Source organism: Streptomyces sp. NPDC088350 (assembly GCF_044753545.1).
Taxonomy (GTDB): domain Bacteria; phylum Actinomycetota; class Actinomycetes; order Streptomycetales; family Streptomycetaceae; genus Streptomyces.
Genome location: NZ_JBIVNL010000021.1, coordinates 86896 through 103341, shown reverse-complemented (window position 1 = coordinate 103341; position 16446 = coordinate 86896). Strand labels below are relative to the sequence as shown.

Below are 16446 nucleotides of genomic sequence, written 5' to 3'. Positions count from 1 at the left end.
ACGTCAGCCGACCCGGGCCAGGTGCGCCGCCAGGCGGTCGACCGTCGGGTTCTTCAGCAGATCGATCGTCGGCAGGGGGACGCCGAGCTCCGTCCCGATCCGGCGGGCGAGCCGCACGGCGAGCACCGAGTCGTCGTTGATGTCGAAGATGCTCTGGTCGTAGCGGACGACCTCGGTGCGCAGCACCTCGGTCCACAGCTTCGCCAGCAGCCGCTTCAGCTCCTCGCCGCGCGGCGGGCCGGCGGGGGCCGCCGGCGGCACCTGGTCCGGTTCGTCCAGCCGCAGCCTGCTGCGATACAGCGGATGTGCCGGCAGCGGGACCCTGCGGGGCTCCTGGCCGGACCAGCCCGACCAGTCCACCGGCACACCCGCGGTCCACAGCCGGGCCGCGTCGTGGAGCAGCCGCGCCACCGGCGACGACTCGGCGCCGCCGTCCGGGCCGAAGTCCCCCGGCAGCGGTTCAGCCGGGGTTCCGATGACGACCACCGTCGCCCCGTCCGCGGTCAGGCCCCCGAATGCCCCGGCCAGCCGGCCGCCCTCCCAGACGTCCCGAGTCCAGTGCAGCGGGTCGAGGGCTCGCGACTCCGGCAGCTCGCCGCCCACGACGGCCGACAGGATCGGGACGCGCGGGACCCGCGGCCGCACCTCCGGCGGGCCGTCGAGCAGCCCGGCCCGCCAGGACAGCAGGGCCAGCGCCTCGGTCTCGTCGAGGACCCCGCTGAAGCAGGCCGCGAGGACTTCGCCGGCTCCGGCGCCGCCGACCGCGTCGGGCCGCGCGCCGGATTCGGCCCACAGCGTCGCGAGCACCAGTGCGGCGGTCACCCGCGCGGCCGGCGGACTCTGCGCGCCGATCAGGACGCTGTCGGTGGACCGCTGCGCGATGTCGGCCACGGCCGGCACCCGCTCGGCCAGCACCCGGAAATCCTCGACCGGGACCTCGCCGAACAGGAACGACACGGCCGGGGCGGCCTCCGCCGTCGGCGCCGCCGCGGCCCCCGCGGCGATCTCCCGCAGTCCGGCCACGGCGGTGGCGTGGTCGTCCGCGACGACCGCGCGGCGATGCGCGAACCCGCGCCGGCCGGCCCGCAGCGTGTAGTCGGCGCCGGCGAGGTCGGGGGCGTCCGGCCGCGCCAGCACGTCGGCCAGCCGGCCGGCCAGCTCGCGCAGCGCCCGGTCGCTCTTGGCGCTCACCGCGAGCAGCCGGGGACCGGCGTCCGGCGTCCGCGCGGGCAGCGGCGGCGCCTCCTCCAGCACGACGTGCGCGTTGGTGCCGCCGATGGCGAACGAGCTGACCGCGGCCCGCCGCGGGGTCGGGCCCGGCTGCCACGCCATCGGCAGAGTATTGATGTGGAACGGGCTGCCGGCCAGCTCGATCTCCGGGTTGGGCCGGGTGAAGGTCGGGTGGCCGGGGATCTCCCGGTGCCGCAGGGCCAGCACCGTCTTGATGAACCCGGTGATCCCGGCGGCGGCGGCCAGGTGCCCGACGTTCGCCTTGACCGAGCCCAGCGCGCACTGTCCGGGCTGGGCGCCGCCGGCGACGAAGGCTTCGCTGAGGGCGGCGAACTCGATGGGGTCGCCCAGGGCGGTCGCGGTCCCGTGCGCCTCGACGTACGTGATGGTGTCGCTGTCCACCCCGGCGACCGCGTGCGCCTCGCCGATCACCGCCCGCTGCCCTTCGACGCTCGGGGCGGTGTAGCCGATCTTGTCGGACCCGTCGTTGTTGACCGCCGATCCCTTCAGCACGGCCAGGATCCGGTCGCCGTCCTCGATCGCCTCGGCCAGCCGCTTCAGGGCCACCAGGCCGACGCCGTCGCCGAACGTGGTGCCGTCGGCGTCCGCGTCGAAGGGACGGCACCGGCCGTCCGGGGAGAACATCATCCCCTCGCGGTACACATAGCCCGGATACGCGTTGGCGATCACCGAGACGCCGCCGGCCAGCGCGATGTCGCATTCCCCCGCGATCAGGCTCTGCGCGGCCACGTGCACCGCGACCAGCGAAGTCGAACAGGCGGTCTGCACGGCGACGCTGGGCCCCTTCAGGCCCAGCTTGTAGGAGATCCGCGTGGTCAGATAGTCCTTGTCGTTGGCGACCATGAGCTCGATGCCGTCGTAGGTCAGCAGGTCGCAGGACCGGGCAACGACGTTCGTCAGGTACGTGTTCATCGCCGCGCCGGCGAACACCCCGACCGCCTGGCCGTCGGCCCCGCCGGAGTAGCCGATGGTGTCGAGCAGTTCCCACGCGACCTCCAGCATGATCCGCTGCTGGGGATCGATCAGCTTCGCCTCGCGCCGGGTATAGCCGAAGAACTCGGGGTCGAAGTCGAAGGCGTCGGGCAGGACGGCCGCTCGCCGGACGTAACGCGGATCGCGGAGTACCCGCTCGGGCACACCGGCCGCGAGGAGTTCGTCGTCGGTGTAGGTGGTCAGCAGCTCGTCCCCGGCCCGCAGCCGGCTCCAGAGCGCGTCCACGTCGGGGGCGCCGGGAAACCGGCCGCACATCCCGATCACGGCCACGTCGTTCGACCGGATCGTCACGTCGGTCTCGTCGGCGTCAGGCATTCTTCCCGCCCCGTTCCCGGGCCCGCAGGCGCGCGCCGCGGACCGTGTCGTCCGCCAGTCGGACGCGTCGGCTCGACGTCCGATCCCGGTCGCGGCCCTCGCCTCCGCCGACGACGGCGGGCGCGGCATCGGCCCGGCCGAGGCGCGCGGCCAGACTGGCCACGGTCGGATAGCGGAACAGCTCGGACCCCTTCAGCGGAGGGTCTGCGGCGTCGTCGGCGAGCAGTTCGTGGACTTGCAGCAGCAGCACGGAGTTGCCGCCGAGATCGAAGAAGTTGTCATCGCGGCCGATGTCCTGGCGCTGCAGCACCTGCTGCCAAACGGCCGTCACCCGGCGCTCGTGGTCGCTCGGCGCCCCGGCGACGCCGGTTCGAGCGGCCACGCTCGCGAACTGCGCGGCCAGTCGGGCGCGGTCGACCTTCTGACTGGCGTCGAGCGGGAACGCGTCGAGGAACCCGATCGCGGTGGGCACCATGGAATGCGGCAGCGTGGAACGCAACTCCGCGCTCAGGGCGCTTTCCGTCAAGTTCCACCCCGGCTCGGGAATCACGCAGGCGACGAGGCGGCTGTCGTCGACGCCCGCGCCGACGACCAACGCCGTCGACCTTCTGACACCGGGCACCTTGTCCAGCTGGGCTTCCACGCCTTCCAGCGCGACCCGGAACCCGCTGATCGTCACCTGGTTGTCGACACGTCCCAGGATTTCCAGTTGCCCCCGGGTGTTGACCCGCGCCAGATCGCCGGTGCGGTACAGCCGGCCCCGCGGCTCGAGCGGACTGTCGAGGAAGCGTTCCTTCGTCAGCTGCGACTGGTTGACGTAACCCCGGCTGACGCACTGTCCGCCGAGGTGGAGTTCGCCGGTGAACTCCGGCGGCACGGGCTGCCCGTGCTCGTCGAGGACGTGGACCCGGGCGTTCGCCAGCGGGAGTCCGACCGGCACGCTGGTTCCCACGCAGTCTTCGGGCCGGACGGGCTGCGCAGTGGCCCAGACCGTGGTCTCGGCCGGGCCGTACACGTTCCACAGCGTCCCGCACCACTCGCGGACGGTCCGGGCGAGCGGCGCGGGCAGAGGCTCGCCGTACGAGAAGACGTGCCTCAGCGCCAGACCCTGGGTCCCGGTCCGCCGGACCACGGCGGACAGGCCGTGCAGGGCGGAGGGGGTCTGGACCGTGTGTGTGACCCGTTCCTCGACGAGCAGCGTGTGGAAGAGTTCGGGCGAGCGGGCCGCCCCCGACGGCACGACGACCAGGCACGCCCCGGCCAGCAGGGTGCCCCACAGCGACAGATCGAGACCGGCCGGGTGGAAGAACGCCCCGACCGCGGTCTCGTCGATGACGACGTGCTCGCGCATCGACTCCAGCAGCGTCAGGACATTGCCGTGCTCGACGTCGATCCCCGTGGGCGTCCCGGCCGAGCCGGAGGTGTAGACGGTGCAGGCCACGTCGTCGGCTCGGGGCAGATCGCCGGGCTCGCCGGCCGGCGGCAGCTCGGCCTCCGGCATGACCAGGACCGGCACCGCGACACCGTCCAGCAGACCGGTCAGGTCCGGCTGGGTGAGCACCACGCGCGCTCCGCTGTCCTGGAGCACCGTCCGGCACCAGGCCGCGGGATGGGACGGGTCCAGGACCACGTAGGCCGCCTGGGCCCGCTGGACCGCGACGATCGCGGTCACCGTGTCGAGGGAGGGCTCGAGCAGGAGGGCGACCCGGCTGCCCGGCCCGACGCCCTCGGCCCGCAGCCGGGCCGTCCAGCGCCCGGCCAGCTCGTCGAGCTCGGCATACGTGAGCCGGTCGCCATCGCAGCGCACTGCCGTTCGACGGGCGTGCTGCTCCGCGGCCTGCCGGAATCGGGCCGCCAGGCTGTCGTCCGGCGCGACGGACACCGGCACGGGGTGCCGGTCGGCGCCGTGCCCGGCCTCGGTCAGGATCGGCAGTTCTGCCACGCTGCGGTCCGGGCCGGCGACCGCGGCCCGCAACAGCGTCGCGTAGTGCTCGGCGGCACGGCCGGCCGCGGCGGCGGAGAAGACGGACTTGCGGTACTTGAGCACTCCGACGAGCCGGTCGCCGTCGTGGACGACCTCTAGGGTGAGCTCGAACTGGTTGTCCTGCTTGGCCAGCGGGAACGGCGCCGCGGACAGTCCGGCCCAGGCGACCGGGGACGCGCCCTCGTCGGCCACGTGGAGGGCGGTGTGCGCCGGATGCCGGCCGGACTTCTGGTAGATGAACATCGCCTGGAAGACCGGATTGCGGCCGTCCACCCGACGCGGCGCCAGCTCGCTGACGAGCAGCTCGAACGGATAGTCCTGGTGCTCGAACGCCTCGGCGACGGTGCGGCGGGTCCGGCCGAGCTGCTCGCGGAACGAGACCGCGTCACTCAGGTCTGCGCGCAGCACGACGGAGTTGACGAAGTTCCCGACGCATTCGGCCAGCGCCGGGTCGGTGCGGCCGGCGAACGGGCTCCCGACGAGCACGTCACGTCGGCCTGTGTAGCGGCCGACCAGGATCTGAAAGGCCGTCAGCAGTACCACGTAGGGCGTCACCGCTTCCGCCTTGGCCAGCGCGAACACGTCGGCGGCGAGGTCCGCGGGGATGGGGAACACGAGCTGATCGCCGCCGTCGGCGTCCGCCGGGTCCAGATCGAACCGGGGCCATTCGGCCGGCTCCGGCTGACCGGACAGCTGGGAGTGCCAGTAGGCGCGGGCCCGGGCACCCCCATCGCCGGCGATCAGCTCACGCTGATACGTGACGAAGTCGCTGTACGGATTGTTGCGCCCGGACAGCCCCGCCGGGCGCCGTTCGGCCTCGGCGGCGTAGAGCTGCTCGAGTTCGGCCAGCATGGTGCCGAGCGACCAGAAGTCGCACACCGCATGGTGGGCCGCCAGCAGAACGACCGCTTCTCCGGGCGCCACCCGGTAGGCCCGCGCTCGAAGGGGAGACCCGGTCACGAGGGCGAACGGCTCGCGATAGGCGGCTCGCACCGCCTCCTGGAGTTCTCCGTCAGTCCACTCATGCGCGTCCAGCTCGGCGAAGTCGGGTTCGAGCCAGCCGTGGACGGTCTGACGGCCCGCGAGGCCGTCCCCGCCGTCGGCGCCCGCCGGGCTGAAGGTGGTGCGCAGCGCCGCGTGCCGCCCGACGAGCGACTGCAGCGCGCGGTGGAACGCGGCGGAGTCGAATCCGCCGGTGAACCGGACGGTGAGGGCGACGTTGTAGGACGCGCTCTCCGGGTCCATCCGATGCAGCATCAACATCGAGCTCTGCGCGTACGAGAGCGGATGCTCGGTGCGTGCCTGCCCGGCCCGTGCCCGAAGCGCCGTCTCCAGCTTCTTCCGGAGGTCGTAGTCAGTCATGAGTGTCACTCCTCGGTCGATCCGACGGGGGTGGAAGCGTCTGAGCCGGTCCACAGAGGCAGGAGGGCGTGCAACTGGTCCTCGGTGAGCGCGTCGAGCGAGGCCAAGAGCCGCTCCGCCTCCTCCGGCGAGATCTGGTCCGGCCCGCCCGCCTCCTCACCGGTCCCCGCCCCGATGACGAGCCCGAAGACCTCGACCACCGGCCGGCCGGCGTCGTCGACGACCGAGACGTCGACCACCTCTCGCGCCGTCTCGCCCACCCGGTGCCGGACCACCGCGACTCCGGACCCCGCAGCGCTCGCCGACTCGTGGATCACGACCCGCTCGATCCGGAACGGCAGCTCCGTGGACGGCGCCGGAGCCGGCCGATCCACTTCCGGCCGATCCACTCCCGGCCGATCACCGACCGTCCGCCCCGTCGCACGGAACGGCGCGTGGTACCTCACCCAGTCGACCGGAATCCCCTCCTCCTCCAACCGGGTCAGGTGCTCCAGGACCGTCACCGAATCCGGTGTCCGAGGCGAGAGCCCCGCCAGCCAGAGCTCGCTCCCGTCGCTCTGCGCCCGGCCGGCCGTGGTCAGCGTCCGTCCGGGCCCCACCTCCAAGAAGACCGTGCAGCCGCCGTCCGTCAGTGCCCGCACTCCCGCCATGAACCTGACCGGTGAGGTGAGCTGCCGGCCCCAGTACTCCGCGCCGAGATCCCCGCCCGCGGCCCACCCCCCGGTGAAGTTCAGCGCCAGCGGCACGGCCGGGGTCCGGTGCCGGATCCGGCCCGCCGCCGCCACCAGCTCCGGGACGGCCGGGGCGACCAGCGTCGAGTGAAAGGCGTGGGTGGTCTCCAGCGGGATCGTCAGCCAGCCTCGCCGCTCGAACGCCGCCACCAACTCCCCCATCGCTGTGTCGGTCCCCGAGACGACGATCCGCTCCGGGGCGTTGTACGCGGCCACCGACGCGGCACCGCCGTGTGCCGCGACCAGGCGTTCCAGCTCCGCCGGGTCAGGAGCGCCCACGGCGACCATCCGGCCGGCGCCGGGCACGGCCGCGAAGGCCCGGCCGCGGGCGCTGACGAGTTCGAGCCCTTCCTCGACGCCGAACACCCCCGCCACACAGGCGGCCGCGTATTCGCCGAGGCTGTGGCCGACCACCGCGTCCGGCCGCACCCCGCACGAGGTCCAGAACTCCGCCAACGCGACCTGCAGCAGGAAGACCGCGGGCTGGAGCAGCTCGGCGCGAGTCTGGGCGGCCGGGTCGGCGAACACGTCGAGCGGACCGACGCCGGTGAGCCGGCGGAACTGATCGGCGTGCCGGTCGACGGCCGCGCGGAACAACGGGTGCTCACGATGGAGCTCGACGCCCATGCCGACGTACTCGGAGCTCTGCCCTGGAAACAGGAACCCGGTCCGCGGCCGGGTTCCGGCCGCCGTCACGAGGTCCCCCCGCACCGCAGCACCGGCCGGGCACTGCTCTCGGCGGCCCCGAGCTGCGCCGCGATGTCCCGCAGCGACGTCCCGCCGAGGGCGAAGAAGTCGTCGTCGAGACCCGCCTCCGGCAGGTCCAGGACATCGGCCCCGATCTCGCACAACTGCCGGCCCCGAGTATCGGCCGGCGATGCGACGGCAGGCGCCGCGCTCGACAGCCCGGCACCCAACGGCTTGACGACCGCCGGCTGATCGCTCGACGCCATCCGCTCCGCCAAGGCCCGGCGATCCACCTTGCCGTTCGCCGTGATCGGGAAGGCGTCGAGCAGCTCGACCCGGTCCGGGAGCATCGCGGACGGCAGCCGATCCCGCAGAAACACCCGCACGCCAGCGGTGGTCGTCGCGTCCCCGCCCTCGTCCGCCGGCACGAGAAACGCCGCCGACTTCGCCTTCCGCGTGCCTTCGCCCGTCGCGACGACAGCGGCGCGGGCCACATCCGGGTGGCCGAGCAACGCGGCCTCCACTTCGCCCGGCTCCACCCGCACGCCCCGGACCTTGACCCGGCGCGCGGCTTCGGCGTCCGCCCGGTCCCGGCGCTCGGCCGACGACACGCCCTCGGCCTCGACGACCCCGGTCCCGACGCGGCATGCGTCGGCGTCCCGCACCACCTGAAGGACTTCGCCGTTCCGCTCGAGGCACGTCGTGCGGAACGCGCCACGCCGCCGGTACAGCACCATGCACGCCCGCTCGAGGCGGTCGACGGACAGGCCGCCCCCGACGCTCGGCACAGCCTTCCCGATGTCGGCGGTGTCATCTGACCGCAGGATCCAGGAGAAATACATCCGTCGCCGCGCCGACGATGCGGCGACCGTTCGGGAATGACCTCCGGTCGAGGGATCACCGTCTGAATCCGACATGACCTGAACATTGTTGTACGGCATTCCGGGCACGAAGGAACTCCAAACGATCTATCAAGTCTGGAAAAAGTCAGCCACGTGAGCCCGCGACGACATCCAACGGGCCAGAAATGGGATGACGCCGATTTCCAGAAGAGGTCGAAGCGCCATTGACCGAGGGTGCTGTCACCGAACCACGAACATATAGGCCGGGACACCGTCCACCGCAAGGTGATATCGGCTCGATGTCTAGCCGGCGAGACAGGCTCTCTGTCTCAGCGTTCTGATGCTGATGCGATTTACCTGGCACGGGGAAAGGGCGGCGTCGCACCCGGGACTTCGCCCGGACGCGGCCCTCACGACATGGTCAGGACGCCTCGCCGACCAGTTCGCTCAGCACGTCGCTGAGGTCGCTGAGCAATGGGTTCTTGAGGATAACGCCCGTGATCCGGGATATCCCGAGCTCCTGGCGGAGGGCCTGGCCGAGGCGGACGGCGGTGATGGAGTTGCCGCCGACGGCCAGGAAGTCGTCGCCGATGCCGATGCCCGGATTCCCCAGAAGCTCCCGCACCTTGCCGACCACCAGCTCGTCCATGGGGTTACGGAACCCGCTGTCGACCGTCACCTGACCACCTCTCGCACTTCATCGGTCAGCTCTCGCAGGCTGGCAGGCCGCATGTCCGACCAGTGTGCGGACACGTATTCAAGACAGTTCGCCCGCGTATCCGCGTCGTGCGCGACCGACCAGCCGGCGGGCACGGCAGGGGACGCCGGCCACAGCGAGTACTGCTCCTCGCCATTGACGAGGACCAGATGAACGCCTTCCTCGTCTTCGAACGAATTGGCCACGGCTCTCCTGTGTGAACGAAACCTGATTTCCCGAAGGACGTGTCCATCGTGCGCTTGTCTCGCCGGCGAGACAACACTCCGTCGGCCGTTTTCCACCGCGGTCAGCGGTGAGCGTGTCCGCGAAGAACGAGGGTGCTATGAATCAGGAGCGGGCGCTTTTACTGACCGATGTTCGCCACACACCCCCGACTCCGAACCCGTATCCGCTGGGGAGAACACACAATGGATCTCAGCCTCTTCTATTTCGCCAACGACAGCGGAGGCGCCGAGGCCGACCGGTACCGGTTGTTGCTCGAAGGCGCCCGCTTCGCCGACGAGAACGGCTTGGCGGCGGTGTGGACCCCGGAACGCCATTTCCACCCCTTCGGCGGGACCTATCCGAACCCCTCGGTGACCAGTGCGGCGATCGCCGCGACGACGGAGCGTGTCAAGATCCGGGCGGGCAGCGTCGTGGCACCGTTGCACCACGCGCTGCGGATCGCCGAGGAGTGGTCCGTGGTGGACAACATCTCCCGGGGCCGAGTCGGGGTGTCCTTCGCCTCCGGCTGGCACGCCGTCGACTTCGCCCTGAATCCGGCCGCCTACCCGAACCGCCGCGCGGAGATGTACGAGCGGATCGAGCAGGTGCGTGCCCTGTGGCGCGGCGAGGCAATCGAGGTCACCGACGGCGCGGGGAACCTGGTGAAGGTGCGGTCGTTCCCGCCGCCGGTCCAGACCGACCTGCCGATCTGGGTCGCCAGTGTCGGCGACGTAGAGACCTTCCGGAGCGCCGGCCGGATCGGAGCCGGGCTCCTCACCCACCTGCTCGGCCAGAGTCCCGAACAGCTGGCGCACAACATCGCCGAGTACCGGAAGGCCGCGGCCGACGCCGGCTGGCCGGGCCACGTCGCGGTCATGGTGCACACGTACCTCGGCGAGGACACCGACAGGGTCCGAGAGCTGGTCCGGCCGTCGCTGAGCGACTACATGCGCAGCTCGCTCGGGCTCATCCTGACGTCCGACCTCAGCACCGGAGACCTGGAGCCGGACGAGATCGACATGCTCGTCGAGCGGGCCTTCGAGCACTACTTCGACAACGTCGGACTGCTCGGCTCGGTCGACAAGGGCGAGCAGGTCGTGGCGCGGCTCGCGGAGCTCGGCGTGGACGAGATCGCGTGTCTCATCGACTTCGGACTGCCGACGGACGAGGTCATGACCGGCTTGACCTACCTCAAGCGACTGCAGGACGCGTGCGGCGCCGTCGCGCCCGACCAGCGCACGATCTGATCCTGATACCGGCCCGTTTCCGGGGCGCGGTTGTATCAGCCGACGGCGGTCCGTTGTGATCGGGTCGATGGACAGGGCGGTAGGTAGAGGTTGATGCCGTTGCCACCGGCCAGGCCGGCGGTGAGCACGTTCGTGGCCGGATGTCGGGTGCTTGTTCCGGGCAGAGTCTTCGTATCGATGACTTGCGTGCCCGGAAGTCCGTCCGAATTGAGCACGCCACAGAATCGCCCGACCACCGGCGGAACCGGGTATTCCACTCCCCCGTGATCACGCTGCGCCGTGAGCGGGCACAAGCCATACCCCAGCGGTCTGTCCGACGCCCGACGGGCCTCGACCGGGCCGACGTCGACGGCCTGGAGAAAGGCCCGACTCGAACACAGGCAGTGGAGCGAAGCAGCCATGATCCACATCGCCCCGGCCGACACTCTGCGGCATAGACAACAAACTGCCCAGATCAAACGTCCTCTGAACACGCCGCACCGGATCCGCTCTTCGGGCGCATGAACGGCACACTGTCCCACCGCAGCGACGCGCACCGAGCTCCGCGGGATCATCAAGCCGACGTGACGCGGCGTGCTCGTCTCGTCGGCGGGACGAGCGACGCGATCGCCGAACGCCTCATCGGCTCAGTCCGCGGGGAGGTCACCGACCGGCTCCTGATCACCGGGAAACGCCATCTGCGCCTGGTCAGGGCCGGTGATGGAGTCTTGGACCAGGACAGCCGACGTCGAGCAGTCCGCCGGTCCCAGCACCGTCCCGCAGTTCGTCCAGGCGGTGCGCGGCCACCAGCACGTCCAGACCGGCCCCGGCCGGCCCGCTGCCCGGGTCGAGGCACGCACGGACGATCTGGTCGTACGGCGACACGTGGAACATCGGGCAGCCGGGCGTCCCGGCGAGCGCCGCGCCGAGGCAGGGCAGGATCGGGTCGGCTGTGCAGCCGGCCGCGATCCCGATCCGTGGACCGGCCGACGCCGGGTCGCGGAGGTCCACAGAGGCGTCGAAGAGCGGCGGTGGCTTCGTCGTCCTCCCGTCAGTCCGCGAGCCGGGCGATGGCGTCGGCGGTCTCCAGGTCCTGCTTGACCGCGGTGAGGAAGCGGACCGCGTCGCGGCCGTTGAGATAGCGGTGGTCGTAGGTGGCCGCGACCGTGGTGACCGGCCGGGCGAACGGCATACCGTCCTCCGTCAGCGCGACTTCGCTCCGCTCGGCGCACAGGGTCACGACGCAGGTGCGGCCCGGATGGACGATCGGCGCGGCCAGGATGATGTCCGGATCGTTGTGCAGGGAGAGGGTGATGGCCTCGTCGGCGAACGCGTCCTCGCGGAAGTTCTGCCGCCGGGCGCTGACCCGGAAGTCCATGAGGTCGTCGGTCAGGTCGGCGATCGGACGGCGGGCGGCGTCCTTGAGCACCGGGATGAACAGCCCGGTCCCGACGTCGACGGTGACCCCGACGTTGGCGGCCGACGCGAGGGTGAGGGTGTGGTCCGCACCGGGCGTGGCGAAGAACAGCGGGAAGTCGGCGTGGCGAGCGGCAATGGCCTTGACCAGGAGCTCGACCAGGCCGTACGGGGCGCCGCCGCGGGTCGCGCGGAACGCTGTCAGGTCGACCGCGATCGCGGCGAAGGCGGCCGGGATTGTGCGGTGCGCCTCGCTGACGACGGCGGCCACCGCGCGCTGGCGCGGACTGAGGTTGACGACGACGGCGTCCGTGGACACCGCGGACGCCGCCCCCTGGTCCATGACCCGCTGGTCGATGAGCCGCTGGACGTCGGAGGCCTTCACCACCCGCTTGCCGAGCGTACGCAGTTGCTCGGTCCGGATGCCGTGATCCTGGGCGAGGGTGCGCGCGGCGTCGCTGAGGATCGGGTCCGGGCCGCCGTCGTGGTCCTCGCCCTCGCCCTCGGGTGCGGTGGTCACTTCGGCGGCTGCCGGGCTCGCCAGGTAGTCGTCGCGTTCCTGACGGCTGTCGAACAGCAGCCCCACGGGCCGCCCGAACTCGCAGTGCGCTCCGGCCTCGACGAGCCGGTGGAGGACGCCGTCCGCGTCCGCGACGAGTTCCTCCAGGGCCTTGGCGGTCTCGACCTCGGCGACGACCGCGTCCGCGGACACCGCGGCGCCGTCGTCGACCGTCCAGCCGACCAGGACGCAGCCCTCGTCGTTGTTGTTGAACTTCGGCAGCAGCAGTTCACGCATGCAACGCCTCCCAGATGGCGCGGTGGATGTCAGTGGCTTGGGGGAGCACGGTCTGTTCCAGGTGTGCGGCGGTCGGGATCACTTCGGCCTCGGCGCTGCACAGCACGACCGGGCGCCGCAGCCGCCCCCACAGCCGCTCATAGACGCGCGCGGCGACCTCCGAGCCCCAGGTTCCGCCGGCGGCACAGTCCTCGACCAGGCACACGACCTCGGCGCCGGCCAGGGCGGGCAGCAGTGGCTCCACGTCGAACGGGTACAACCGGGTCGGAACGATCACCTCGCAGGTGATCTCGTGCTCGGCGAACAGCGTCCCGGCCGCCGCCAGGGCCCGCCGGGCCACGCCGCCGGGCACGATGATCACGCAGTCGGCCGCGTCGTCGCCGTCCGACGCCCGCAGCCGTGCCGGGCCGCCGGCTCCGAACGGGAAATCGGCGACGAACGGCCCGTCCGTCCCCGGCTCGTACATCGGCTGTGTGTAGAGCACCTTGTCCTCGAACAGGACGGCCGGCTCGCCGTCGGCGAGCAGCCCGGCCAGCAGCGCCGTACTGTCGTGGAACGGCGAGATCTCGTGCACCGACAGGTGCGGCACGCCGATGAAGTGCTTCTGCAGGCTCTGGCTGTGGGTCGGGCCGTACCCGCGCCGCCCGCCGGTGGGACAGCGCACGATCACCGGGACCTCGACGCGGCGGCCGTACATCGCGACCGATTTGGCCGCGAAGTTCACGATCTGGTCGAAGGCCAAGGTGGCGAAGTCGCCGAACATGATCTCGACGATGGCGCGCCCGCCGGACAGCGCCAGCCCGTTGGCCACGCCCACCAGCGACTGCTCGCTGATGGGCGTGCTCAGGACCCGGTCGGGGTAGCCCGACGACAGCCCTTTGGTGATCTTGAAGGCGCCGCCGTACGGATCGGCGACGTCCTCCCCCAGCAGGAACAGGTCGGGGTCGGCGGCGAAGGCCGCGTGCAGGGCCCGGTTCAGGTTCTCAGCGACACGCTCCACGGCTCAGCCCCTCTCCCACACCGAGGCCGGACGGGCCAGGACCCGGTCCACGGCCTCGGCGATCCGCGTCCGCTGCTCGTCCTCGACCTTGGCGAACAGATCGGGGTCCAGGCGCCGATAGGCGTCGTGCCAGTCGTGCTCCCGCTCGGCGGCGACCTCGGCGGCGGAGCGCGTGTCGTCGCCCTTGCTGTGCGGGCCGAGGCGGTGGGTCGCGAACTCCACGACGGCCGGCCCGCCGCCGGTGCGCGTCCGTTCGACCACCGGTGCCAGACGCGCGCGGATCGCGGCGACGTCGCTGCCGGCCACGGACGCATGGGTGATTCCGAACGCCGCGGCCCGCCCGGCGATGTCGCCGGCCATGGCGCGCGCGGTCGGCGTGGTCTGTGCGATGCCGTTGTTCTCCACGACCACCAGCAGCGGCAGCCGCCACAGCGCGGCCAGGTTCAACGCCTCGTAAACGGCGCCCTCGCCCCAGGTGCCGTCGCCGATGTAGGCCACGGCGATGCCGGGCCGGCCGGTCCGCTGGAACCACAAGGCCGTGCCCACGGCGACCGGCAGGCTCTCGCCCTGTACCCCGGTGGACAGGTAGGTGCCCCGGAAGATGTGCTGGCTGCCGCCGACGCCCGAACAGACGGCGCCCTCGCGGCCGGTCATCTCGGCCAGCAGGCCCTCGGGGTCGTCGAACCGGGCCAGGTAGTGTCCGTGGCCGCGGTGGTTGCTGAACACGAAGTCGTCCGGGGCCAGCAGCGGCCCCAGGGCCACCGGCACGTACTCCTGGCCGAGGCAGGTGTGCGTGGTGCCGTTCAGCAGCCCGCGCGCGAACAGGTCCAGGACGGCCTGCTCGAAGTGCCTGATCATCAGCAGGCTGGAGAGGTCGTCGACGTCGATCCCGGCATCGGTCCCGGCGACGCTGATGGCGGTAGCCGCTTTCATGACAGGCCCCCTTCCGGAAACGCTTCTGACGCGTGTCCTTCGAGGAGTGTCGTGAGCTGATCCTCGTGGTTCACAAGGACGAGGGATCGCCCGTTCTCGTCATCGACCACGTTCATGTTCCCGCCCGTCGGAGTTCGAAAAGATCAAGATGAGGTCGCATGAGTCATGTCTGCACAGATGGTCACCGTTCCGCCTGGCGGTGCTGCGCCGACTGCGGCGTGCAGGTCCTCGCCCAGGTCCGCCGGGCAGGGAGCGGCATCTCGGAACCCTCGACGTCACCCCGCGTCATCTGCGCCCGCTCGGGGAATGCCGACAGTGCGGCAGTCCGGGTCCGCAAAGGTGAACTCCCTGGTGACTGATGTGGCGGGATCACCCGGCCTGATGTGCAACTGGCCGCTCCCCGGCAATGCGACGGCAGCAGCGACGGTGCGCTCGTACCGGATGTCACCGGTTCCGACAACTCGGATGGGAGGGACCGAGAGCAGAGCGAAATGCTCTTCCACCCCTGCGGCCGGTGCCATCGCGGCGAGACCGGCGCGGCACGCCTCCAGCCTTCGGCGTGAGGAGTTCCGCGCGAAGACGTTGATCTCGTCGAAGGGTTCGAACTCGGGGTGGAGGAAGTGGTTGGTGTGCTCGGTCTGTTGGGCTTCGAGGCACCGGAACCCGCCGTCCAGAGCCTCCACCCAGACCGCTTTGCCCGCGTCGCAGAGCATGAACGACCGTGAGCTGGCCAACGGGAGGCCGCGGAGGCACTCGACCCCCTCATCGACGGTGGCAGCGGAGTCCAACACGTGGCGAATGGCCAGGTACGGCGGGACTCCGGGTTTCCAGTCGCCGCCGAGGACCAGGTTGAGGCCCACGGCCAGGCCGTCGCTGTTGACCCCGAGATAGCCGAGCAGGCCCGCGAAACTGAGCACCAGCGCCCGGCGCGGGGAACCTGTGAGTCGGACGTCGAGGACGCTGATCTGATCGTCCAGGTCGCCGTTGAGGTCCACCGTCTGGGCCAGGACCGGATGGGAACCGGCCTTGGCGTAGGTGGTGCAGTCGCCTCGCGCCGGGATCTTCCGGTAGCCCAGGATCTCCCGGCGCAGTTGCAGCAGCAGCGCCTGGTCACGGTGGATTCCGATCCCGTCGGCGAGTCCGGTGATCTCCTCGGCCAGCCGTGGCAGCTCTGCCGTGATCACCTTGTCGAACGCGGACAGCACCGGTTCGAGCCCGGCCGTCGTGACAGGTTCGTCCAGAAGCAGGTTGAGGCGGCAGAGCGAGTCGTCGACGAAGCCGCGCAGCGGACCCGCGAGGGCTGCCCCGTGCTGTCGGCCGACCTCATATGGATCGCCGCAGAGATGCAGACGGGTGACGCCCGCTCCGCCGGTCACACCGCCATGCCCTCACGGATCACCTTCGCGTTGGTGGCCAGCTCGTCCTTGAGCCACGACCACTCACCGCGCAACACGCTGTAATAGACAGCGTCCCGGCGTCTGCCGCCCGGCATCGGGTTGAAGCTGCGAAGGACGCCCTCCTCCAGGGCGCCGATGTTGCGCAGGCCCCGTCGGGCCTGCGCGTTGAGCTGGTCCGTCTTGAACTCCACGCGCTCGGCGCCCAGGTTCTCGAAGGCGTGCTCCAGCAAGAGGTACTTGGCCCAGCGGTTGATGCCGCGGCCCTGGAAGTCGACGCCCAACCAGGACCAGCCGATCTCCAGGCGCGAGTCCGCCTCGGAGAGGTTGCCGAAGCTCATACTCCCCGCGCATCGCCCCGTCGTCTTGTCGGTGATGTGGAAGACCACACGCCTGCCTGCCGCATGGTCGGCGACCATGCCCTGGAAAAAGGCTTCGAAGTCCTCCTCCGTCTCGACCAGGCTCACGAAGTAGCGCCAGATCACCGGGTCCATCGCGATGTCGTGGATCGACTCGCGGTCCTCGGGACTGATCGGACGCAGCCTCACGTGGTCATTCTCCAGCGTGGCCGCGGCCAGCTCTGCCCAACTCACT

General features: G+C 71.1%; 13 protein-coding genes. 1 reads left to right on the top strand and 12 read right to left on the bottom strand.

The genetic code is table 11. From position 1 onward, the window contains the following. Positions 1-3: 3 nt before the first annotated feature. The 6 genes from ACIQBL_RS45945 to ACIQBL_RS45920 all read right to left on the bottom strand — a co-directional run bounded on the left by ACIQBL_RS45945 (position 4) and on the right by ACIQBL_RS45920 (position 9068). Positions 4-2559 (bottom strand): type I polyketide synthase, encoded by a 2556-nt coding sequence (locus tag ACIQBL_RS45945; protein WP_401954456.1) that lies wholly within the window; start codon positions 2557-2559, stop codon positions 4-6. Further along, positions 2552-5905, bottom strand: a complete 3354-nt coding sequence (locus tag ACIQBL_RS45940; protein WP_401954453.1) for an amino acid adenylation domain-containing protein — start codon at positions 5903-5905, stop codon at positions 2552-2554. Before ACIQBL_RS45940 ends, ACIQBL_RS45945 begins: the two co-directional genes overlap by 8 nt. 5 nt (positions 5906-5910) lie before the next feature. After that, entirely contained in the window at positions 5911-7332 is a 1422-nt protein-coding gene (locus tag ACIQBL_RS45935) for an acyltransferase domain-containing protein (RefSeq protein WP_401954450.1), read from the bottom strand. Continuing rightward, entirely contained in the window at positions 7329-8264 is a 936-nt protein-coding gene (locus tag ACIQBL_RS45930; protein ID WP_401954447.1) for a condensation domain-containing protein, read from the bottom strand. The genes ACIQBL_RS45935 and ACIQBL_RS45930 overlap by 4 nt, the downstream gene beginning before the upstream one ends. 322 nt (positions 8265-8586) lie before the next feature. Next, positions 8587-8844: a phosphopantetheine-binding protein gene (locus ACIQBL_RS45925; protein WP_401954444.1), complete on the bottom strand. Its 258-nt coding sequence runs from the start codon at positions 8842-8844 to the stop codon at positions 8587-8589. After that, positions 8841-9068, bottom strand: a complete 228-nt coding sequence (locus ACIQBL_RS45920; RefSeq protein WP_401954441.1) for an MbtH family protein — start codon at positions 9066-9068, stop codon at positions 8841-8843. The genes ACIQBL_RS45925 and ACIQBL_RS45920 overlap by 4 nt, the downstream gene beginning before the upstream one ends. A 222-nt stretch (positions 9069-9290) precedes the next feature. On the opposite strand from ACIQBL_RS45920, the gene ACIQBL_RS45915 reads away from it, so the two are divergent. Next, a complete protein-coding gene (locus ACIQBL_RS45915; RefSeq protein WP_401954439.1) occupies positions 9291-10334 on the top strand; it encodes a MupA/Atu3671 family FMN-dependent luciferase-like monooxygenase in 1044 nt (347 codons plus the stop codon). 687 nt (positions 10335-11021) lie between these two features. Here the strand turns inward: ACIQBL_RS45915 and ACIQBL_RS45910 are convergent. From ACIQBL_RS45910 to ACIQBL_RS45885, 6 genes are all read right to left on the bottom strand, one after another. Then, on the bottom strand, positions 11022-11324 hold the full coding sequence (locus ACIQBL_RS45910; RefSeq protein ID WP_401954436.1) for a hypothetical protein: 303 nt from the start codon (positions 11322-11324) through the stop codon (positions 11022-11024). A 40-nt stretch (positions 11325-11364) separates the two neighbouring features. Next, positions 11365-12525: a 2-oxo acid dehydrogenase subunit E2 gene (locus ACIQBL_RS45905; RefSeq protein WP_401954433.1), complete on the bottom strand. Its 1161-nt coding sequence runs from the start codon at positions 12523-12525 to the stop codon at positions 11365-11367. Beyond that, positions 12518-13525 (bottom strand): alpha-ketoacid dehydrogenase subunit beta, encoded by a 1008-nt coding sequence (locus ACIQBL_RS45900; protein ID WP_401954430.1) that lies wholly within the window; start codon positions 13523-13525, stop codon positions 12518-12520. Before ACIQBL_RS45900 ends, ACIQBL_RS45905 begins: the two co-directional genes overlap by 8 nt. Positions 13526-13528: 3 nt before the next feature. After that, positions 13529-14458, bottom strand: a complete 930-nt coding sequence (locus tag ACIQBL_RS45895) for a thiamine pyrophosphate-dependent dehydrogenase E1 component subunit alpha (RefSeq protein ID WP_401954427.1) — start codon at positions 14456-14458, stop codon at positions 13529-13531. 275 nt (positions 14459-14733) lie between these two features. Further along, on the bottom strand, positions 14734-15834 hold the full coding sequence (locus tag ACIQBL_RS45890) for a C45 family autoproteolytic acyltransferase/hydolase (protein WP_401954424.1): 1101 nt from the start codon (positions 15832-15834) through the stop codon (positions 14734-14736). Next, positions 15831-16445 (bottom strand): GNAT family N-acetyltransferase, encoded by a 615-nt coding sequence (locus ACIQBL_RS45885; RefSeq protein WP_401954420.1) that lies wholly within the window; start codon positions 16443-16445, stop codon positions 15831-15833. The genes ACIQBL_RS45890 and ACIQBL_RS45885 overlap by 4 nt, the downstream gene beginning before the upstream one ends. Position 16446: the final 1 nt, after the last annotated feature.

Excerpts from the sequence above, each read along its gene's own strand:
- ACIQBL_RS45945 (WP_401954456.1), bottom strand. The coding sequence starts at position 2,559 with ATGCCTGACGCCGACGAGACCGACGTGACGATCCGGTCGAACGACGTG.
- ACIQBL_RS45940 (WP_401954453.1), bottom strand. The coding sequence starts at position 5,905 with ATGACTGACTACGACCTCCGGAAGAAGCTGGAGACGGCGCTTCGGGCA.
- ACIQBL_RS45930 (WP_401954447.1), bottom strand. The coding sequence starts at position 8,264 with ATGCCGTACAACAATGTTCAGGTCATGTCGGATTCAGACGGTGATCCC.
- ACIQBL_RS45915 (WP_401954439.1), top strand. The coding sequence starts at position 9,291 with ATGGATCTCAGCCTCTTCTATTTCGCCAACGACAGCGGAGGCGCCGAG.
- ACIQBL_RS45905 (WP_401954433.1), bottom strand. The coding sequence starts at position 12,525 with ATGCGTGAACTGCTGCTGCCGAAGTTCAACAACAACGACGAGGGCTGC.
- ACIQBL_RS45895 (WP_401954427.1), bottom strand. The coding sequence starts at position 14,458 with ATGAAAGCGGCTACCGCCATCAGCGTCGCCGGGACCGATGCCGGGATC.